Source organism: Pantoea osteomyelitidis (assembly GCF_044342975.1).
In the GTDB taxonomy this organism is placed as follows: domain Bacteria; phylum Pseudomonadota; class Gammaproteobacteria; order Enterobacterales; family Enterobacteriaceae; genus Pantoea; species Pantoea osteomyelitidis.
The window spans coordinates 402966-422640 of the sequence record NZ_JBGFSN010000004.1; the positions used below are offsets into that span (position 1 = coordinate 402966).

General features: G+C 61.4%; 17 protein-coding genes. 10 read left to right on the forward strand and 7 right to left on the reverse strand.

What is annotated here, in order from left to right; translation table 11 throughout:
• Positions 1 to 9: 9 nt before the first annotated feature.
• From ABU178_RS06900 to ABU178_RS06925, 6 genes are read left to right on the forward strand one after another with little or no spacing between them, the layout of a single operon-like run.
• The gene (locus ABU178_RS06900) at positions 10 to 885 is read left to right on the forward strand and encodes an amino acid ABC transporter permease (RefSeq protein WP_397213247.1); all 876 of its coding nucleotides are present in this window, start codon (positions 10 to 12) and stop codon (positions 883 to 885) included.
• Positions 886 to 901: 16 nt separating this feature from the next.
• Positions 902 to 1666: an amino acid ABC transporter ATP-binding protein gene (locus ABU178_RS06905; RefSeq protein ID WP_397213248.1), complete on the forward strand. Its 765-nt coding sequence runs from the start codon at positions 902 to 904 to the stop codon at positions 1664 to 1666.
• 20 nt (positions 1667 to 1686) lie between these two features.
• Positions 1687 to 2511 (forward strand): ABC transporter substrate-binding protein, encoded by an 825-nt coding sequence (locus ABU178_RS06910; protein WP_397213250.1) that lies wholly within the window; start codon positions 1687 to 1689, stop codon positions 2509 to 2511.
• Positions 2512 to 2525: 14 nt separating this feature from the next.
• A complete protein-coding gene (locus ABU178_RS06915) occupies positions 2526 to 3371 on the forward strand; it encodes a polysaccharide deacetylase (RefSeq protein WP_397213252.1) in 846 nt (281 codons plus the stop codon).
• On the forward strand, positions 3364 to 4242 hold the full coding sequence (locus ABU178_RS06920) for a polysaccharide deacetylase (protein ID WP_397213254.1): 879 nt from the start codon (positions 3364 to 3366) through the stop codon (positions 4240 to 4242). Before ABU178_RS06915 ends, ABU178_RS06920 begins: the two co-directional genes overlap by 8 nt.
• On the forward strand, positions 4235 to 5596 hold the full coding sequence (locus ABU178_RS06925) for an MmgE/PrpD family protein (protein WP_397213255.1): 1362 nt from the start codon (positions 4235 to 4237) through the stop codon (positions 5594 to 5596). The genes ABU178_RS06920 and ABU178_RS06925 overlap by 8 nt, the downstream gene beginning before the upstream one ends.
• A gap of 28 nt (positions 5597 to 5624) precedes the next feature.
• Here the strand turns inward: ABU178_RS06925 and ABU178_RS06930 are convergent, their stop codons facing one another.
• Entirely contained in the window at positions 5625 to 6710 is a 1086-nt protein-coding gene (locus ABU178_RS06930) for an iron-containing alcohol dehydrogenase family protein (protein ID WP_397213257.1), read from the reverse strand.
• Positions 6707 to 7678: an agmatinase gene (gene speB, locus ABU178_RS06935; protein ID WP_397215723.1), complete on the reverse strand. Its 972-nt coding sequence runs from the start codon at positions 7676 to 7678 to the stop codon at positions 6707 to 6709. The genes ABU178_RS06930 and speB overlap by 4 nt, the downstream gene beginning before the upstream one ends.
• A gap of 133 nt (positions 7679 to 7811) precedes the next feature.
• Between speB and ABU178_RS06940 the strand changes: the two genes are divergently transcribed.
• The 3 genes from ABU178_RS06940 (at position 7812) to ybiB (ending at position 11977) form a co-directional block, all read left to right on the forward strand.
• Complete coding sequence (locus ABU178_RS06940) at positions 7812 to 8708, forward strand: LysR family transcriptional regulator (protein ID WP_397213259.1); 897 nt, start codon at positions 7812 to 7814, stop codon at positions 8706 to 8708.
• A 55-nt stretch (positions 8709 to 8763) separates the two neighbouring features.
• Entirely contained in the window at positions 8764 to 10932 is a 2169-nt protein-coding gene (gene dinG, locus ABU178_RS06945) for an ATP-dependent DNA helicase DinG (RefSeq protein ID WP_397213261.1), read from the forward strand.
• A gap of 76 nt (positions 10933 to 11008) precedes the next feature.
• Entirely contained in the window at positions 11009 to 11977 is a 969-nt protein-coding gene (gene ybiB, locus ABU178_RS06950) for a DNA-binding protein YbiB (protein ID WP_397213263.1), read from the forward strand.
• Between the two features lie 25 nt (positions 11978 to 12002).
• Here the strand turns inward: ybiB and ABU178_RS06955 are convergent, their stop codons facing one another.
• The 3 genes from ABU178_RS06955 to hutH form a co-directional block, all read right to left on the reverse strand.
• Positions 12003 to 13157 (reverse strand): M20 aminoacylase family protein, encoded by a 1155-nt coding sequence (locus ABU178_RS06955; RefSeq protein WP_397213266.1) that lies wholly within the window; start codon positions 13155 to 13157, stop codon positions 12003 to 12005.
• A gap of 279 nt (positions 13158 to 13436) precedes the next feature.
• Positions 13437 to 15122 carry a urocanate hydratase gene (gene hutU / locus ABU178_RS06960; protein WP_397213268.1) on the reverse strand — a complete coding sequence of 562 codons (1686 nt, stop codon included), beginning with the start codon at positions 15120 to 15122 and terminating at the stop codon, positions 13437 to 13439.
• A gap of 26 nt (positions 15123 to 15148) precedes the next feature.
• Positions 15149 to 16693, reverse strand: a complete 1545-nt coding sequence (hutH, locus tag ABU178_RS06965; protein ID WP_397213270.1) for a histidine ammonia-lyase — start codon at positions 16691 to 16693, stop codon at positions 15149 to 15151.
• Between the two features lie 319 nt (positions 16694 to 17012).
• Here hutH and hutC point away from each other — a divergent pair, with 319 nt between their 5' ends.
• On the forward strand, positions 17013 to 17768 hold the full coding sequence (gene hutC / locus ABU178_RS06970) for a histidine utilization repressor (protein WP_397213271.1): 756 nt from the start codon (positions 17013 to 17015) through the stop codon (positions 17766 to 17768).
• Here the strand turns inward: hutC and ABU178_RS06975 are convergent.
• Positions 17752 to 18294, reverse strand: a complete 543-nt coding sequence (locus tag ABU178_RS06975; protein WP_397213273.1) for a HutD family protein — start codon at positions 18292 to 18294, stop codon at positions 17752 to 17754. The two genes, hutC and ABU178_RS06975, sit on opposite strands and share 17 nt — an antisense overlap.
• Positions 18291 to 19646: a formimidoylglutamate deiminase gene (locus ABU178_RS06980; RefSeq protein ID WP_397213275.1), complete on the reverse strand. Its 1356-nt coding sequence runs from the start codon at positions 19644 to 19646 to the stop codon at positions 18291 to 18293. The genes ABU178_RS06975 and ABU178_RS06980 overlap by 4 nt, the downstream gene beginning before the upstream one ends.
• Positions 19647 to 19675 lie beyond the last annotated feature (29 nt).

Genomic DNA, 19675 nt, shown 5'->3' on the forward strand with positions numbered 1-19675 from the left:
AGAAACGGGATGAACAGTCCAACGCAGGTCTCACCGGCAGGCACGCCGGGCAGCGCGCCCGGCTACGACCTTGACCGCTATCACTATGTGCCGCGCCGCTATTACGGCCGCATCTGCGCCTCGATCGCCATCGTTATCGTGCTGGCGGTGCTGGTCAACGCCTTCGCCCACGGCAATATCGAATGGTCGTTTGTCGGGCAGTTCTTTACCGCCAAAGCGATCCTCGACGGCGTGATCAACACCCTGATCATGTCGGTGCTGGCGATGGCGCTCGGCATCCTGTTCGGCGTGGCGGCCGCCATTATGTACATGTCGCCCAATCCGGTGCTGCACTACATCGCGGTAGGCTACGCCTGGATTTTTCGCGGTACGCCGTTGATTCTCCAGCTGCTGCTCTGGTTCAACCTGGCGCTGGTGTTTCCGGTCATCGCCGTGCCGGGCCTGTTTGAAGTGCAAACGGTGCAGATCATGACCCCGTTTCTCGCCGCGTTGCTCGGGCTGAGCATCAACCAGGGGGCTTACACCTCGGAAGTGGTGCGCGCCGGTCTGCTGTCGGTAGATACCGGCCAGTATGAGGCGGCCAAGGCGATCGGCATGCCACGTTTGCAGGCGCTGCAGCGCATCATCCTGCCGCAGGCGATGCGTGTGATTCTGCCGCCGGTGGGCAATGAATTTATCAGCATGATCAAAACCACCAGCCTGGCCAGCATGATCCAGTACTCAGAGCTGCTCTACAACACGCAGAACATCTACTTCGCCAATGCGCGCGTCATGGAACTGCTGTTTGTGGCTGGTATCTGGTACCTGATCGTGGTCACGGTGCTCTCTTTTGGCCAGAGCCAGCTGGAGCGCTACTTCTCACGCGGCCAGCGTCGTCGTCAATGATTCGGGAGCCTGAGCAATGAGAAACATCGTGCGCGCCGTCAAGGTGAACAAATATTTCGACCAGTTCCATGCCCTGAAGGATGTCAGCCTTGAGGTGAACTATGGCGAAGTGATGTGCATTCTCGGCCCTTCCGGCTCGGGGAAAAGCACCTTTCTGCGCTGTATTAACCAATTAGAGAAAGTGGATAAGGGCGGCATCTGGGTCGACAACGAGCTGGCGGGCTATCGCATCGCCGGTAACAAACTCTTTCCGCTGAGCGATCGGCAGATTGCGCGCCAGCGCCTGCAAACCGGCATGGTTTTTCAGCGTTTCAACCTCTTTCCACATAAAACCGCGCTGGAGAACATCATCGAAGGACCGTGCCGGGTGCTGCTGCGCCCTAAGCGTGAAGCGAGCGAAGAGGCGATGGCGCTGCTGGATCGCGTCGGCCTGGCGCACAAAGCCCACGATTATCCGCAATCGCTTTCCGGCGGCCAGCAGCAGCGGGTCGCTATCGCGCGTGCGCTGGCGATGAAACCCAAACTGATGCTGTTTGATGAGCCGACCTCGGCGCTGGACCCCGAAATGGTGGGGGAGGTGCTGGCGGTGATGCGTCAGCTGGCGAAGGAGGGCACCACTATGCTGGTTGTGACCCATGAGATGGGCTTCGCGCGCGAAGTGGCGAACCAGGTGGTGTTCATGGACGAGGGGCGCATCATTGAGCAGGGCGCGCCCGAAGATATCCTGCTGAATCCGCAAAATCCACGCATGAAAAATTTTATCAACGCGATTCTTCTTTAACGCTGACCGGGGTGAATACCATGAAAAAGATGTTGTTAGGTACCGTTGCTGCTGCGCTGTTAATACAAACCTCCACCTGGGCCGCACCCGTGCTGCCGCAGGCGATCAAAGAGAAAGGGGCGCTTACCGTCGCCATTATGCCGAACTATCCGCCGATGGATTTCAAAGATCCCGCCAGCAACCAGCTGACCGGGGTGGATTACGATCTCGGCATGGCGATTGGCGAAAAGCTGGGGATCAAAATCAACTGGCAGGAGATCGCCTTTGAACAGATGGTCAACGCAGTGGTAACGAAACGCGTGGATATGGTGCTCTCCGGCATGACCGACACCAAAGAGCGCCAGAAAGTAGTGAGCTTTATCGACTACTTCAAAACCGGCCCGCAGTTTTACACGCTCGCCGCACGCAGCGAGCTGAAAAGCGCGATGGATCTCTGCGGCAAGCGCGTCGGCACCAGCCGTCGCACCACCTTCCCGCAGGAAATCGCCAGCTGGAGCAAGGCGCACTGCGAAGCGGCCGGCAAGCCCGCCATTGTGGTGGTCGGGGCGGAAGGCAGCGCCGATGCGCGTACCCAGCTGCGCCAGCGCCGTCTGGATGCAGCGGTGCAGGGCAGCGAAACCCTGCCTTACATCATGAGTCTGGAGAAGAACACCTATAAGCCGCTGGATAAAGCCTTTGCCTTCCAGTACACCGGCATGGCGATCGATAAAAACAACCCGGCGCTGGTGACGGCCGTACAGCAGGCGATCGACGCGATGATCGCTGACGGCAGCTACGGCAAAATCCTTGCTAAATGGGGCCTGAGCGATAACGGCATCACTGCCGCGATGGTCAACCAGGGCTGACGGCGGAGAGAACAATGCAACAGCAGAGATCGCCGCGCTGGCCTGAGGGCAAACGCGGCTGTATGGCGCTGGCTTTCGATCTTGATGGCCCCACCGGCGATGCCATGCTGAATGGCAGCCTCTGGTCAACGCCGGAATATTTTACCTTCGGCGCCTATGGCCCGTTTCGCGCGCTGGGACGTCTGCTTGATCTGCTGCGGGCGTTTCAACTGCCCGCCACCTTTTTCGTTCCGGCGTGGGTGGTGGAACAGTGGCCGCAGCAGTGTCAGGCGATCGTTGAGCAAGGGCATGAGGTGGCTTATCACGGCTATCGCCACGAATCTTTCTACGCCCTGAAGCCGGACGAACAGCGCGCGGTCATGGCGCAGTCGGCGGCTATCTTCTCCCGCTACCTCGGCATCCGCGCCACCGGCTTTCGCACGCCGTCCGGGGACTGGCACAGCGAAACGCCGACGATTCTGAAAGAGGCGGGGGTAATCTACTCCAGCAGCATGCGTGGTGACGATCGGCCCTACGCGATTTCGGTGCCCGGCCACGCGCCGCTGGTGGAGATTCCGGGAAAATGGGAGATGGATGATTACGCCTCGCTGGCCTATACCCGCCAGCCCGATTTCCCGAAGGGGGGCGACCGCATCGCCAGCTATGCCTTAACGCTGGATAACTGGCGGCGCGAGTTCAACGGCGCGATGGCAGAAGGCTTATGCCTCACTACGCTGTTTCATCCCAAAATCTCCGGCCAGCCGGGACGCATTTTGCTGCTGGAGCAGCTGTTTGATGATATGACGCAGCGCAAGGATGTCTGGTTTGCCCGCTGCGATGCCGTGGCGCAGTGGTATTTGCAGGAGCAGCATGATGAATGAGACGAGTCGCTGGCCGCACGGACATCGCTCCGCCGCGGTGATTACCCTGGATTTCAACGATATTCACGGCATTTTAACCCAGGCGCCCGCCGTGGCCGGGCGCGAAAAAACCCTTTCCGTCTGGCGCTACGGCACGCTGCGCGGCGTGGATCGTCTGCTGAGGCTGTTGGAAGAGAAAGCGGTGATGGCGACCTGGTGCCTGCCTGGCGTGGTAGCGGAGGAACAACCGCAGCTGCTGCAACGCATCGTCGCGGCGGGACACGAAATCGCCTGCAGCGGCGACCGCCATGAGGATTTTTCTGCGCTGTCGCTGGAGGAACAAATTCTCAGCGTTCGCTGCGGCTGTGAGCGGCTGGAAACGCTGAGCGGCCAGCGGCCACGCGGTTTTCGTACTCCGGCCGGGCAGTGGAAGCCCGGTCTGGCACAGGCGCTGACGGCGCTGGGCCTGCGCTGGTCATCCAGCTGGCGCGGCGACGATCTACCCTATTTTCATCCCGGCACCACGCTGGTGGAGCTGCCGCTGCACTATGAGTTGGAGGATGAGCCTTATTTCGCCTTCAACCTCAGCCCGGCGATTCCGCCCGGCCAGTCGCGCATCGCCTCTTATCAGGAAACCCTGAACAATATGAAGCTCGATTTTCAGGGCTTTCACCGCTTTGGCCTCTGCTATCTGCTGCGCCTGCATCCGGAAATCATCGGCACCACAGGACGTATCGGCCTGCTGAGCGAGCTGCTGGATGAGCTGCAACGGCATGATGTCTGGCTCGCCACTGCCGGTGAGATCGCTGAACACTGGCAGCAGCAGCCCGCTAACGATGCGGCGCATCCCGCTGAGGTATTTGCCCGCCTGTCAGGAGTCGCACATGAGTAATGAACTGGCGCAGCTGGCGACCTTTATCGCTGAAACCGCTTTTGCGCAGCTGCCGACGCCGCTGATCGAGCGGGCGAAACGGCATCTGCTGGATACCTTCGGCGCCGCGCTGGCGGGCAGCGACAGCGATATCTGGCGGCGCTGCGCCGAACTGGCGGCGGCGGAGGGCGGAACGGCAGAGGCGGCGCTCTGGGGCAGCAATCAGCAGGTCAATGCTCGCCAGGCTGCCTGGCTGAACGGCGTCGCGGCGCATATGTATGAGCTGGACGATACCGGCGGCTGCGATCACTCCGGCGCGGTGGTGGTGCCTGCGCTGCTGGCGGTACTGCCGCACTGCGCGCAGCCGGTCAACGGCGAGGCGCTGATCGTGGCGATGGTGATCGGTTATGAGGTAGGGCGGCGCGTGCTGGAAGCGTGCGGCGGCTATTCGGCGCATAACAGCGCGGGATGGCACTCTACCGCCAGCTGCGGGGTATTTGGCGCGGCGGCAGCGGCGGCGTCGCTGATGCAGTTGAACATCGCGGAGTGCGCGTCGGCGTTAGGCATTGCGGCCAGTTTCAGCGGCGGGCTGTGGGGCTTTATTCATGACGGTTCGCAAACCAAAAAACTGCATGCCGGTCGCGCCGCCGAGGCAGGCGTCCAGGCGGCGCTGCTGGCGCGTGCGGGGATCAGCGGGCCAGAGGCGGTGTTCAGCGATCGCTGGGGCAGCTTTCTCAACACTTTCGCCCCGACGACGCAAAATCCCGCCGCGCTGGTGAGCGATCTCGGCGCGGTATGGAAGCTGGCGCGCTGCTCCATCAAACCTTACGCCTCCTGTCGCGGCACCCACGCCGCGATTGATGCGTTAGGCATACTGCTTGAGCGGCATCAGCTGGTTACGCGCGACATTCGCTGCATCCGCGTGCGGCTCAACCCGTTCCTGTTGGAAATGTGCGGAGGCCGCGAGGTCGCCAGCCTGGCGGCGGCGCAGATGAGCCTGCCTTACGCGCTGGCGGCGCGCGCGCTCTATGGTGCGCCCGGTCTGGACGCTTATGCAGAGGCAAGGCGGCTAAGTCCCGAGACGCAAAGCCTGATGCAGCGTATTGTGCTGGAGCCGGACCCCAGCCAGAGCAACGACGAGGAGCCGCGGGTTTTAGTGGAAACAGAGCAGGGCGCACGCTGGCAGCAGCATGTGCCGGTGCCGTCGGGCGCGCCGGGCAATCCGCTGAGCGATGCGGCGCTGTTCGCCAAGTTTCAACTGCTGGCGCGCCGCGTGCTGCCTGAGGCGCAGGCGCAGGCGTTGCAATTACAAGTACTTGAGCTGGAGCAGTGCGCTGATGTCACAGGCTTAACAGACCTGCTGCGTCTGCGTTAAAAAGGCGCCCGAACGGGCGCCTGAGCGGTCAGAGCCGGGCAGCGAGCGCCGTGACGCGGGCAATCGCCTCGTGTAAACGCGCCTCACTGACCGGTTCACTCATATTCTCCATATCGGGCGCGCGTACTGATTCATGGACAATCAGCGCCAGCTCCTGCGCATCGAGCGGCGCAATCTGCGCCAGCGTCAGCGGTACGCCGCAGGCGCGGGCCAGCGCCATCTCCTGTAACAGCTCCGCATCGTCGCGGTTTTCCAGCGCCAGCAGGCACAGGTTGCCGAAACCCACCAGCAAGCCGTGACCAAATTCGCGCGTTTTGTCGCAGAAGGTGAAACCTTCATAAATGGCGTGCGCTGCCGCCGCGTGCGCGCCGTTGCTCATCAGCGAGGTGAGGCCAGCCCAGGTAAAAATCGCATCGAGCACCTGATCGAGCGCCGCACTGCTGTTGCCGTTCTGCACGGCGGCGTAAGCGTCGGGCCCATGTTCAGCGATAACGTCATAACAGATTTTGCTGTGCGCCAGCGAGGAGAGGGCGTTGCCGCTGCGCGCCGGATGACGCTGGCTCACCGCGCGGAACTCGTACCATTTGGCTAAGGTATCTCCCAGCCCGGCGGCCAGCCAGCGCGGCGGCGCGTTAGCCAGCAGGTCGCTGTCGATAAACACCGCTGCGGGCGCCTGCGGCAGCGGGAAAATATCGACAAAGTTGCCGCTGTCATCGTAGCGAATGCTCAGGGGCGTCACGGCGGAGCAGGTGGCGGCGATGGTGGGTATGGTGATAACCGGCAGGCGAAGCTGCGCCGCTACCGCTTTACAGGTATCCAGCGACTTGCCGCCGCCGACGCCAATAATCACCTCCGCCTGCAGCTGGCGGGCCATTTCCGCCAGACGCGTAATGTGCGTCAGCGAGGTTTCGCCGCCAAACCACTCCTGCGCCAGCAGCTCGACGCCCGCGGCGTGGAGCTGAGCGCGCACCGGGGTTTCCACGGCGCGCAGCGCCTGTTTGCCGCCGATCAGCAGGGCGCGGTGGCCCAGATCGGCGCACAGCGCGCCAAGCTGATTCAATACGCCGGCACCGCGCAACACGCGGGCCGGAAAGGCCAGTTGAAGTTGGCTCATTTTTTTATCTCCGGGTAACGGACGCCGGGCAGCACGCACAGCATTTCATAAAGGATATTGGCGGCCAGCTGCGACGTGGTGCCGCTGATGTCATAAGGTGGGGAAACCTCCACCAGATCGCCGCCAATCAGATTCAGGCCACGACAGCCGCGCACGATCTCCAGCCCCTGCATCGACGTCAGGCCGCCCACCTCGGGCGTGCCGGTACCCGGTGCCCAGGCGGGATCGAAGCTGTCGATATCATAAGAGAGGTAAACCGGGCCGCTGCCCAGCCGGTCGCGCACCTCTGCCATCAGCGGCGCGAGGGAGCGATACCAGCACTGCTCGGCGGGAACCAGATGAAAACCGCGATCCACGCCCCACTGAAAATCATCCGCCGCGTAGCCCTGCGCCCGCTGGCCGATCTGCACCACGCGCGCGCAGTCAAGCAGCCCTTCCTCAACGGCGCGGCGAAAAGTGGTGCCGTGGGCGATTTTTTCACCAAACATCTCGTCGTTGGTATCGGTATGGGCATCCACATGAATTAACCCCAGCGGGCCATGCTTTTTCGCCAGCGCCCGCAGGATGGGCAGCGTCAGGGTGTGATCGCCGCCGAGCGTCAGCGGCGTTAATGGGTAACTATTCAGATGAGTATAAAACGCCTCAATGATGGTTACCGACTTTTGCAGGCTGTAGGTGTTGATCGGCACGTCGCCCAGATCGCCGACTCGCAGCGACTCAAAGGGGGCGGCGCCGGTGGCCATATTATAAGGGCGGATCATTACCGAATCGGCACGAATCGCACGCGGGCCGTAGCGCGTGCCGCTGCGCTGGGAGGTGCCGATATCAAGTGGCACGCCGATAAAGGCGACGTCGAGATTGTCCGGCGACTCGACGGCAGGCAGACGCAGCATGGTGCCGCGCCCGGCAAAGCGCGGCATCTCATTGCCGCCCTGCGGTTGTGGAAAGGAAGAAGCGAAATCACTCATCAGCGAACAGCCCCGACAGTAAACATAAAGGCTCATCATGGCGCGCCGCCGCGTCGGGAAAAATCCTTGACAGCAGATAATCAGTTCAGGGATTACTTAACTAACGAGCGCAAATTCTGAAGGAAGAACGGCTGTGCATAATCTGCCTAATCTTAAACTGCTGCACATTTTTACCAGCGTGGTGCGCTGCCAGGGCTACTCACGCGCGCAACAGACGCTGAATATGACGACCCCGGCTATCAGCGGCTATATGAGCGAGCTGGAGACGCAGCTGGGCTTTGTGCTCTGTCAGCGCGGACGCGGCGGCTTCTCTCTCACGGCGAAGGGCGAGCAGTTTTATCATTACAGCGTTGAGATGCTGGAGACGCTGGAAGGATGGCAGCAGCAGGTGGAGACGTTGAAAAACCAGCAGGGCGGCACTTTTTCCCTCGGCGTGGTCGATGCCACCGTGACCGATGCTACTCTGGGTCTGCCCGCCGCCATCGCCTGTTTTAATCAGCGCTTTCCGGCGGTGTTTCTTAACCTGAGCGTGCGCGATCCCAACGAGCTACAACAACATCTGCTGGAGGACCGGCTCGATCTGGCGGTGGGCCATTTTCCGCTGCGCGCCAGTAATCTGGTAACGGTACCGCTGTATGAGGAGCAGCACTGGCTCTACTGCAGTCCCGCGCACCCGCTGGCGCAGCGCGCAACCAGCGTGGCGGAAGTGCAGCGCACCGGCATGGTGACGCGACGCTACTGGAATCAGGCGGAGCTGAACAAGCGCGGCTTCCGACAGAGCAACGCCTCGGTGGAGAGCATCGAGGCGCAGCTGACGCTGATCCTATCCGGGCGCTATATTGGCTATCTGCCGGCGCACTATGCGCACAGCTGGGAGCAGAAGGGCGCACTCTGCCGCTTGCTCCCTGACCATTTTCACTTCCGCGCGCCGTTCTCCTTCGCATTTCGGCGCGGTCGCAGTCGGGAAGTGCTGATCCGCGCGATGCGCGAAATTCTGAATACATCCCGAAAAATCATAACGGAAAGCTGACGTTGTCAGCATACTGTGTAAAAATACAGGCCATTTTCCACGGGCAGTGACGGTTATGGCCTTAACAGCAGCGATAAAAAGCCAGATAGCGCAGTGGTACAAAGCGCTGCAACAGCAGGTGCCCGATTTCATTCCGCGCGCGCCGCAGCGTCAGATGATTGCCGAAGTGGCGAAGATCCTGGCGGGCGACGAGGGACGGCATCTGGCCATTGAAGCGCCGACCGGCGTCGGCAAAACGCTCTCCTACCTGATCCCCGGCATCGCGGCCAGCCGCGCTGGCGAAAAGCGGCTGGTGATCAGCACCGCCAACGTGGCGTTGCAGGATCAGATCTTCAGCAAAGATCTGCCGCTGCTGAAAAAAATCATTCCCGATCTCTCCTTTACCGCCGCCTTTGGCCGCGGGCGTTATGTCTGTCCGCGCAATCTCGCCGCGCTGGCGGCAGATGAGGATCAGCAGGGCGACCTGCTGCTTTACCTGGATGACACCCTCAGCTCCTCGAAAGAAGAGCAGACGATCTGCGGTCGGCTGGAGAAATCCCTGAGCCGCAACCAGTGGGATGGCCTGCGCGACCATACTGATGAAGCGATCGGCGACAGTCTGTGGCAGCGCCTCTCCACTGACAAAGCGAACTGCCTGGGGCACCACTGTCGCTGGTATCGCGAATGTCCTTTCTTTGTCGCGCGCCGGGAGATTGAGCAGGTTGACGTGGTGGTGGCGAACCATGCGCTGGTGATGGCTGCGATGGAGAACGAATCGGTGCTGCCGCCCGCGAAAAATCTGATGTTAGTACTGGATGAAGGCCACCATCTGCCGGAGGTGGCGCGCGATGCGCTGGAGATGAGCGCCGAGATCACGCCGGGCTGGAGCAGCCTGCAGCTCGATCTGTTTGTGCGTCTGGTTGACACCATCATGACGCAGTTTCGTCCCAAATCGCCGCCGCCGCTGAGCAATGCGGAGCGGCTGAAGGCGCACTGCGATGAGCTGCGCGAGCTGCTGAACGTGCTCTGCGCCGCGCTGACGCCGCTGCTGCCGCCGGACAATCAGCCGGGCGAATTCCGCTTTGTGCTTGGCGAGCTGCCGGAGGAGCTGCTGGCTATCTGCGCGCGCCTGTTCAAGCTGAGCGATGCGCTGCGTGGGCTGGCGGAAGGGCTGCTGAACGAACTGGGCGAGCAGACCGGCAAGGCGGATGTGGTGCGCCTGCACCGCACGCTGATCCAGCTTAACCGCCACTTCGGCTGGCTGGAGTCGATCAGCAAACTGTGGCGGCTGGCGGCGCTGGAGAAGGCGTCCAATGCGCCGGTGTCGAAATGGATTTCGCGCGAGCTGCGCGAGGGGCAGGCGCATCTGCTGTTCCACTGCGCGGGCATTCGCGTCAGCGATCAGCTGGAGAAACTGTTGTGGCGCAAGGTGCCGCATGTGGTCGTGACCTCCGCTACGCTGCGCTCGCTGAACAGCTTTAACCGTTTGCAGGAGATGTCCGGGCTGAACGAAAAGGCGGGGGATCGCTTTGTGGCGCTCGACTCGCCGTTCAACCATGTCGATCAGGGCAAGCTGGTGATCCCGCAGATGCGCTATGAGCCGTTGATGGCGAACGAGGCGGAACACATTGCCGAGATGGCGCACTTCTTCCGCCAGCAGATGGCAGAGAAGAAGCACAAGGGGGTGCTGGTGCTTTTCGCCAGCGGGCGCGCCATGCAGCAATTTCTCTCTCACGTTACTGATTTACGCCTTTCTATGCTGGTGCAGGGCGATCAGCCGCGCTACCGGCTGGTTGAGTTGCATCGCAAGCGCGTGCAAAAAGGCGAAACCAGCATTCTGGTAGGGCTGCAATCCTTCGCGGAGGGGCTGGATCTCAAGGGCGAACTGTTGTCGCAGGTGCATATCCATAAAATCGCTTTTCCGCCGGTAGACAGTCCGGTAATTTTGACGGAAGGGGAGTGGCTGAAAAGCCTGAAGCGCTACCCGTTTGAGGTACAGAGTTTGCCCAGCGCCTCCTTTACCCTGATTCAGCAGGTGGGACGCCTGATTCGCAGCCATCAATGCTATGGCGAAATCGTGATTTACGATCGACGGCTACTCAGTAAAACCTACGGCTCGCGGCTGCTGGCGGCGCTGCCGGTGTTTCCGATTGAGCAACCGGCGATGCCGGAAGGCAAAGCGCCGAAAAGCGCGCCAGGCCGAAGCGGAAAACCGCGTCGATCCACGACCAGGAAAAAGGCGTAACCTGACGGCGCCCTGATGATTTGACTTTACACTGTGGCCGCGTCTGGCACGCGGCCCCCGGAGCGGGAAGCGAGTGATGGAACTGAATAAAATTATCAAAGAGGTGGGGCGCGGTAAAAATCACGCCAGGGATATCGATTTCGCCACCGCGCAGGCGCTTTACTGCGCCATGCTGGCGGGCGAGGTACCGGATCTGGAGCTGGGCGGTTTACTGATCGCCCTGCGCATCAAAGGCGAAGGCGAAGAGGAGATGCGCGGCTTCTACCAGGCGATGCAGCAGCAGATGATGCGGCTGCAACCTCCCGCCGGGCGCGCCATGCCGGTGGTGATCCCCAGCTATAATGGCGCGCGTCGTCAGGGCAACCTGACCCCGCTGCTGGCGCTGCTGCTGGTTAAACTTGGTTTTCCGGTGCTGGTACACGGCGTCAGCGACGATCCCACGCGCGTCACCAGCGAAGCGGTGTTTGCTGAACTGGGCATCGCGCCGGTGGAAAGCGCCGATCAGGCGCAGGCGAAGCTGGATAACGGCGAGCTGGCGTTTATCACCATCGATACGCTCTGCCCGCCGCTGGCGAAACAGCTGGCGCTGCGCTGGCGCATGGGGGTGCGCAACAGCGCCCACACGCTGGCGAAGCTGGCGACGCCCTTTGCGGAAACCGCCGCGTTGCGTCTCTCCAGCGTGTCGCACCCGGAATATGTGCCGCGCGTGGCGAAGTTTTTCAGTGACATTGGCGCGCCGGGCATTCTGCTGAACGGCACCGAAGGGGAGGTTTACGCTAATCCGCAACGCTGCCCGGCGATCAGCTTTATTCGTGGCGCAGAGGCGGAAGCGGAAGTCTGGGTTGAGCGTCAGCCCGAGGTGAGCGTGACGCTGCCCGCGTCGAAAGAGGCGGCGGTCACGGCACGCTGGATTGAGCAGGTACTGGAACAGCGTATTCCGCTGCCGCAGGCGTTTCGTCTGCAGATCGCCTGCTGTTTACGGGCGACCGGTCGCAGCAGCTCGCTGGATGAGGCGCTCGCCACGCTGGACGCAGCAGGCTACTGATCCACAGGGCGGCCTGCGTGCCGCCTTATCGCTTCAGTACGTTCTCCACCAGCGCCTGCCAGAAGCGGATAGCCACGGGGATCAGCGCATCGTTGAAGTCGTAGCAAGCGTTATGCAAGGGCGCGGACGGGGTTGCCCCATCGGCGCCCAGCCAGAAGTAGGCGCCCGGACAACTCTCCAGCATACAGGCGAAATCTTCAGACGCCATCGACGGATTCACCTGCCAGCGCACGTTTTCGCTACCCAGCATCTTCTGCGCCGCATCGCGCACCTGTTCCGCCGGTTGCGCATGGTTTGCCGTGACCGGATAGCCCGGATACCAGTGAATTTCGCCTTCCACCGCAAACGGACGGGGCAGGGAGGTGACAAACTCTTCGATCAGGCCGCGCACCTTATGGCGCACGTCGCTTTGCAGACAGCGCACCGTGCCGCGCAGCGTGATTTGCTCTGGGATCACATTAATCGCTTCGCCGCCCTGAATTTGCGTGACGCTGACCACCGCCGAAGCGAGGGGCGACAGGCGACGTGAGGGGATCGTTTGCAGCGCCAGAATCAGCTCAGCGGCTACCACCATGGGATCGGCGCCGCTTTCCGGCATCGCGGCATGGCAGCTTTTGCCGCTCAGGGTAATTTCAAAGGAGTCCAGCGAGGCCATCATAGCGCCCGGATTCACCGCCAGCGTTCCCAGCGGTAGGCCCGGCCAGTTATGCATGGCGTAGATGTTTTCCATCGGGAAGCGTCGGAACAAACCCTCTTCTACCATCTTGCGCGCGCCGCCAAGATTCTCTTCCGCAGGCTGAAAAATGAAATGCACCGTGCCGCTGAACTGCCGCGTCTGCGCCAGCTGTTTTGCGGCGGCGAGCAGAATGGCGGTATGACCATCATGACCGCAGGCGTGCATCACGCCCGGACGCTGCGAGCGCCAGGGGGAATCGCCTTTTTCCGTGATCGGCAGCGCATCCATATCGGCCCGCAGGCCAATGGTCGGGCCGGGGCCATTTTCCAGCGTCGCAATGACACCGGTGCCCGCCAGGCCGCGATGCACCTGCAGGCCGAAAGCGGCGAGCTGCTGCGCAACAAATTCGCTGGTCTGGTGCTCCTGATAGCCAAGTTCAGGCTGGCGATGAAGCTGTTGGCGCCAGCGGATGGCTTCTTCGATCAGAGCAGTCGGCAGGGTCATAACGGATGAAATCTCCTTGCGGCGCGATGCGTCCGACACGGCGGAACATCGAAAAATTCTGAATCTTCACTGTAGTGGCAAGCGCAGGGGGACGTCTATCTCAACAAAGGAGAAAAGTGGCTCAAGGCTAAATCAAAATGGAATAAGTCAGAACTAAAAGGGGAGGGGGCCAGCCTGTTGGCCGCGAAGATTGCCAGGGGGCTTTTGATTCGGCCCCCTGGCACGGCCACATGTGCTGCGGCCCCTGAAACTGCCTGCCGCCCGGCCAGGCGGCCCAACTCACCTCTGCATCGGCAGCTTTAACCCATGCTCTTTCGCGCAGGCCTGCGCCTGCTCATATCCCGCATCGGCATGACGCATAACGCCGGTGGCGGGATCGTTCCACAACACGCGGGCGAGTCGCACGTCGGCGGCTTCGCTGCCGTCACAGACAATCACTACCCCGGCATGCTGGGAAAAACCCATGCCCACGCCGCCGCCGTGATGCAGGCTGACCCAGGTTGCGCCGCCTGCGGTATTCAGCAGGGCGTTAAGCAACGGCCAGTCGGATACCGCGTCAGAGCCATCCTTCATCGCTTCCGTTTCCCGGTTAGGTGAGGCGACGGAGCCGCAGTCCAGATGGTCGCGGCCAATCACAATCGGCGCCTTCAGCTCGCCGTTGCGCACCATCTCATTAAAGGCGAGACCAGCACGGTGACGCTCTCCCAGACCCAGCCAGCAGATGCGCGCCGGTAAGCCCTGGAAGGCGATGCGCTCCTGCGCCATATCCAGCCAGCGATGCAGGTTTTTATCTTCGGGAAACAGTTCTTTCAGTTTGGCGTCGGTTTTATAGATATCTTCCGGATCGCCCGACAGCGCCACCCAGCGGAACGGCCCTTTGCCTTCACAAAACAGCGGACGGATATAGGCGGGAACGAAGCCCGGAAAATCGAAGGCGTTAGCGACCCCTTCATCCAACGCTACCTGCCGAATATTGTTGCCGTAGTCCACCGTCGGCACGCCCATATGGCAAAAATCAAGCATCGCCTGCACATGCACCGCCATCGAGGCGCGTGCCGCTTTCTCTACCGCCTTCGGCTGGCTGGCGCGTTCCTGCTGCCAGCGCGCCAGGCCCCAGCCGATGGGCAGATAGCCGTTCACCGGATCGTGCGCCGAGGTCTGATCGGTCACGATATCGGGCTTCATGCCGCCCGCTTTGGCGCGTTTCACCAGCTCAGGCAGCACTTCCGCTGCGTTGCCCAGCAGGCCCACAGAGATCGCTTTCTTCGCTTTGGTCGCCTCGTCGATCAGCGCCAGCGCCTCGTCCAGCGTCCAGGCTTTGTGATCCAGATAACGCGTGCGCAGACGAAAATCGATGCGTGACTCCTGGCACTCAACCGCCAGCACGCAGGCGCCGGCCAGCACTCCTGCCAGCGGCTGCGCGCCGCCCATGCCGCCCAGGCCCGCCGTAAGGATCCAGCGGCCACTGAGGTCGTTGCCATAATGTTGACGGCCCGCCTCGACAAAGGTCTCGAAGGTGCCCTGAACGATGCCCTGAGCGCCGATATAGATCCAGGAGCCCGCCGTCATCTGGCCGTACATCATCAGGCCCGCTTTATCCAGCTCGTGAAAATGGTCCCAGTTGGCCCAGTGCGGCACCAGGTTGGAGTTCGCCAGCAGCACGCGCGGCGCATCCGCATGGGTACGGAACACTCCCACCGGTTTGCCCGACTGAATCAGCAGCGTCTCTTCCGGCTGCAACGCGCGCAGGGAACGCAGAATCTGCTCAAAGCATTCCCAGTTGCGCGCCGCTTTGCCAATGCCGCCATACACCACCAAATCTTCCGGGCGCTCGGCGACCTCAGGATCGAGATTGTTCTGGATCATGCGGTATGCCGCTTCAATCAGCCAGTTGGCGCAGTGCAGCTCGCTGCCATGCGGGGCGCGTACTTCTCGTGCTATCGCCTGGGTCAGGGTTTCGCTCATTCTCTGTTCCTTAATTCAGTGATTAATCAAAGGGCGCGGCTCGGCAGCAGCGCGGCAAGCGGTTGTGGCCAGCTGTAGCGGCTGGCCCACTGGCGCATCTTCTCGATATCGGGCGCCAGTAAGCGATCCTGATCGAGAAAGGCCACCTGTTGACGAATGTCTGCCAGCTCCTGCTCCAGCAGCGCGGAGCTTTGCAACGGACGGTTGAAATCGATGCCCTGCGCGGCGGCCATCGCCTCAATGCCCACTACCGCGGCGGTGTTGAAGCACATGCTGCCGAGTCGGCGTGCGGCATAGGTCGCCATGGAAACATGATCTTCCTGGTTGGCGGAGGTCGGCAGGCTGTCGACGCTGCCGGGATGCGCCAGAGATTTGTTCTCAGAGGCCAGCGCGGCGGCGGTAACCTGTGCGATCATAAAGCCGGAGTTGATGCCACCTTCACGCACCAGGAAGGGCGGCAGGCCGGAAAGGCCGGTATCGAGCAGCAGCGCCAGACGACGCTCAGAAATCGCGCCGATTTCCGCTACCGCCAGCGCAATGATGTCGGCAGCAAAGGCCACCGGCTCGGCATGGAAATTCCCGCCGGAAATGACGTCGCCGCTGTCGCTGAACACCAGCGGGTTATCGGAGGCGGCGTTGGCTTCAATTTGCAGCACGCGCGCCGCATGGGTGAGATTGTCGAGGCAAGCGCCCATCACCTGCGGCACGCAGCGAACAGAGTAGGGATCCTGGACGCGACCGCAGTTGGCGTGCGAGCCGAGAATTTCGCTGCCTTCGATCAGCGAGGTGACCGCGGCGGCCACGGCAATCTGTCCGTGTTGCCCGCGCGCCTGGTGAATACGCGCATCGAAAGGTTTCAGCGATCCTTTAATCGCCTCCAACGACAGCGCGCCAGCCAGCAGGCCCGCCGCAAAGACGTTCTCCGCTTCGAACAGGCCGCGCAACGCCAGCGCGCCGGAAACCTGCGTGCCGTTCAGCAGCGCCAGACCCTCTTTCGGGCCGAGTACAAACGGCTTCAGGCCGACACGCGCCAGGCCTTCAACCGCCGGAATCAGTTTGCCCTCAACCCGTACTTCGCCTTCGCCCAGCAGCATCAGCGACAGATGGGCCAGCGGCGCCAAATCGCCTGATGCGCCTACCGAGCCTTTTTCCGGAATGCAGGGCATTACGCCAGCGTTAAACAGCGCAATCAGCGCATCCACCAGTTCGATACGTACCCCGGAGTGACCGCGCGCCAGGCTGATAACTTTGGTCGCCACGATAAGCCGCGCCACGTTATCGGGCAGCAGATCGCCCAGCCCGACGCTGTGAGAGAGCACCAGATTACGCTGGAGTTCCGCCAGCCGTGCCGCGGGGATCTCTGTTTGCGCCAGCTTGCCGAAGCCGGTATTGATGCCGTAAACCACCTTGCCTGAGGCGACGATCGCCTCGACCGTTTCCCGCGCCTGCAGAATCGCCTCGCGAGCGCCCTCATCCAGCGCAATGGTAACGCCGCCCTGATACAGGGTGCGCAGCGTATTGAGATCAACCTCACCGGGAATAAGGCGGCATACCTGAACCGAACCTGACATAATCTACTCCTGTCTATACAAGATTACTGCTGACGACGCGCTTCTGCCGTAAGGTCTTGAGCACGCGTCCTGTTATCGATAAAGCGAGTGAAACATAAGTGTCTATTCTTGTCTATACAAGTAGCAAAGCCTGTGCCAAATCGATCACAGTTTTTTCAGTGCCGTTGCAGCGCTGTTAACCCGAAAGCAGCGCAGGCTCTGCACCACCAGCTGGCAAGGGATGCACAATAAGCGTGCCGTGAGGCCGTTTAGATGTATATACATTTGCGGGCGGATACAGTAAACTTGCGTCATTATCAGGGGAAGAGAGGAAAAGGATATGGTCGAGCAGACGGCAATTGCACAACTTGCGGCAGCCATGAGCGATGAGCCTGCCCCCATCTACCAACGCGTTAAACAGGCGATCGTCAGCCAGATTCGTGACGGCAACTGGAAAGCGAATCAGCGTGTGCCTTCCGAGAGCGAGCTGGTGAATGAGCTGGGCGTCAGCCGCATGACGATTAATCGTGCGCTGCGCGAGCTAACCGGCGAAGGCTTTCTGGTGCGTATGCAGGGCGTCGGCACCTTTGTGGCCGAGATGAAAGGCTATACGGCGATGCTGGAAGTGCACAATATTGCCGATGAAATTGCCCAGCGCGGCCATCTCCACAGCAGCACGATTTTATCGCTCGGGCAGATAAAAGCCGATCCTGAGCAGGCAGCGGTGTTGGGCTTAGCTACCGGCCAGACCATTTTCCATTCGATGATCGTCCATTACGAAAACGATCTGCCGGTACAGCTTGAGGATCGTCTGGTGAACCCGCTGGTAGCGCCCGACTATCTCAGTCAGGATTATCACAGCCAGACCCCTTACACTTACCTGATGCGCGTCGCGCCGCTGACCGCCGGGGAGCACATTGTGGAAGCGGTGCTGCCGGACATCCGCCAGCGCAAGCATCTGGCGCTGGATGAGCATGAACCCTGTCTGCTGATCCGCCGACAGACCTGGAGCGATAACAAGATCGTCACCTATGCGCGCCTGCTTTATCCCGGCTCGCGCTATAAGTTACTCGGGCGCTTCAAGGCACACGGCTGAGGCGGATAAACAGCAGGCTGGCCTCTGCGCTGGCGGGCGTGAGTTCACTATTTTCATCCACCCACCAGATGCCTTCACTCTGTTGCAACGGCTGTGCGCCATTCAGCAGCCAGCGTCCGGCCAATACCTGGCAAACGCCATGTTCGCTTTGCCGCGCGTCTGACGTAACTTCGACGACTGCGTTCCAGGCTCCGCGACGCGTCATAATATTAAAGTCTTCGCTGCGTCCGCCGCTGAGCCGGGCATGCAGCGCCAGTTCGCCCGCAAAGGCCCAGGGCTGAAGAGGCACAAGCTGATGCTGAAGGCTATCGCCTGATAACGTGACAGGGTCACCCTTTAGCAACGTGATCACGCGATCGATGCCGGGAAAAAGGGAAAAGTCTCCGTCCGCCGCCAGCGTCGCAATGCTGGCGCGCCAGGCAAATTCCGCTTCGCCCGGCGGAAAGCTGATGATCTCGCGCGTTTCGCCGCCGCCGTTGCGCCAGCGGCTGACCGGCAGATCCTGATAGCGATAAAGGGCGTTCATCGCAACGCCTCCATCGCCTGCATAAAGCGGTCGGCACAGGCTTCCTGCTGCGCATGCTGCCCTTGCTGAATCACCGCGTGGCCCGCGACATAGACGTCGCGAATCTGATCGCGGCGACCGGCAAACAGCCAGCGGTTGAGCAGGGCGCTTTCATCGACGCTGCTCAGCCAGGCATCTTGCTGTAAAACCAGCCAGTCGGCACGATAACCTGGCGCCAGTGCGCCGCTGCGAATGCCGCACGCCTGCGCACCGCCGCGTGCCGCTTCGCGCCAGAGCAGGTCGCCCACCGAGGGTTGTCCGGGAGCGACGATGCGGTTTCGACGACGATCGCGCAGTCGCTGTCCATACTCCAGCCAGCGCAGCTCCTCCTGCACATCCAGCGAAACGTGGCTGTCAGAGCCGATGCCCCAACGTCCCGCCTGCGCCACGTACTCCACGGCGGGGAAGATGCCGTCGCCGAGATTCGCTTCGGTGGTAGGACACAGCCCGGCGACCGCGCCGCTGGCGGCGAGGCGGGTAATTTCGCTGCTGTCCAGATGCGTGGCGTGGATCAGGCACCAGCGGGCATCGACGTTAAAGCGATTTAGCAGCCAGTTCACCGGACGTTCGCCGCTCCAGGCAAGGCAATCATTTACCTCTTTTTCCTGCTCTGCCACATGAATATGCACTGGCAGCGCGGTATCGCTGGCCGCCAACACCTCGTGCATCTGCGCTTCGCTCACGGCGCGCAGCGAATGAAAACAGAGTCCCTGATTGTGCAGCGGCTTATCCTGTAGCCAGCGCTGCAATCGCGCCTGCTGTTGCAGATAATGTTCTGTTTGCTGAATAAAGCGGCGCTGACCCGGCTGCGCAGGCTGCGCGCCGAAGCCGCCATAGCTGTAGAGCACCGGCAGCAGCGTCTGGCCGATACCGGCGCGCTCCGCTGCTGCGATGAGCTGTTGCAGCATGGCATCATCGGCATAGGGCTGGCCCTGCGCATCGTGATGAAGATAATGGAATTCAGCAACCTGGGTATAGCCGCCTTTCAGCATGTCGATATAGAGCCAGGCGGCGATATCACCCATCTGCTCCGGCGTCAGGCGTCCCACCATGCGGTACATCAAATCGCGCCAGGTCCAGAAGCTGTCTTGCGGATCGCCCGCCACTTCAGCCAACCCCGCCATGGCACGTTGAAAAGCGTGCGAATGCAGATTTGGCATCCCTGGCAGCAGTGCGCCATCCAGCGCCACGGCACCTTCCGCGCTCGCCTGCGAGGCGATGTCGCTGATAAATCCTGCCTCATCCACCGTGATGCGCACCTGCTGATGCCAGCCATCAGCCAGCAGGGCGCGCGGGGCAAAAAAAATCGCCATGGTTGATCCTCATGCGCTGTAGTTGTATA

Excerpts from the sequence above, each read along its gene's own strand:
- ABU178_RS06900 (WP_397213247.1), top strand. The coding sequence starts at position 10 with ATGAACAGTCCAACGCAGGTCTCACCGGCAGGCACGCCGGGCAGCGCG.
- ABU178_RS06905 (WP_397213248.1), top strand. The coding sequence starts at position 902 with ATGAGAAACATCGTGCGCGCCGTCAAGGTGAACAAATATTTCGACCAG.
- ABU178_RS06910 (WP_397213250.1), top strand. The coding sequence starts at position 1,687 with ATGAAAAAGATGTTGTTAGGTACCGTTGCTGCTGCGCTGTTAATACAA.
- ABU178_RS06915 (WP_397213252.1), top strand. The coding sequence starts at position 2,526 with ATGCAACAGCAGAGATCGCCGCGCTGGCCTGAGGGCAAACGCGGCTGT.
- ABU178_RS06920 (WP_397213254.1), top strand. The coding sequence starts at position 3,364 with ATGAATGAGACGAGTCGCTGGCCGCACGGACATCGCTCCGCCGCGGTG.
- ABU178_RS06925 (WP_397213255.1), top strand. The coding sequence starts at position 4,235 with ATGAGTAATGAACTGGCGCAGCTGGCGACCTTTATCGCTGAAACCGCT.
- ABU178_RS06930 (WP_397213257.1), bottom strand. The coding sequence starts at position 6,710 with ATGAGCCAACTTCAACTGGCCTTTCCGGCCCGCGTGTTGCGCGGTGCC.
- speB (WP_397215723.1), bottom strand. The coding sequence starts at position 7,678 with ATGAGTGATTTCGCTTCTTCCTTTCCACAACCGCAGGGCGGCAATGAG.
- dinG (WP_397213261.1), top strand. The coding sequence starts at position 8,764 with ATGGCCTTAACAGCAGCGATAAAAAGCCAGATAGCGCAGTGGTACAAA.
- ybiB (WP_397213263.1), top strand. The coding sequence starts at position 11,009 with ATGGAACTGAATAAAATTATCAAAGAGGTGGGGCGCGGTAAAAATCAC.
- ABU178_RS06955 (WP_397213266.1), bottom strand. The coding sequence starts at position 13,157 with ATGACCCTGCCGACTGCTCTGATCGAAGAAGCCATCCGCTGGCGCCAA.
- hutU (WP_397213268.1), bottom strand. The coding sequence starts at position 15,122 with ATGAGCGAAACCCTGACCCAGGCGATAGCACGAGAAGTACGCGCCCCG.
- hutH (WP_397213270.1), bottom strand. The coding sequence starts at position 16,693 with ATGTCAGGTTCGGTTCAGGTATGCCGCCTTATTCCCGGTGAGGTTGAT.
- hutC (WP_397213271.1), top strand. The coding sequence starts at position 17,013 with ATGGTCGAGCAGACGGCAATTGCACAACTTGCGGCAGCCATGAGCGAT.
- ABU178_RS06975 (WP_397213273.1), bottom strand. The coding sequence starts at position 18,294 with ATGAACGCCCTTTATCGCTATCAGGATCTGCCGGTCAGCCGCTGGCGC.
- ABU178_RS06980 (WP_397213275.1), bottom strand. The coding sequence starts at position 19,646 with ATGGCGATTTTTTTTGCCCCGCGCGCCCTGCTGGCTGATGGCTGGCAT.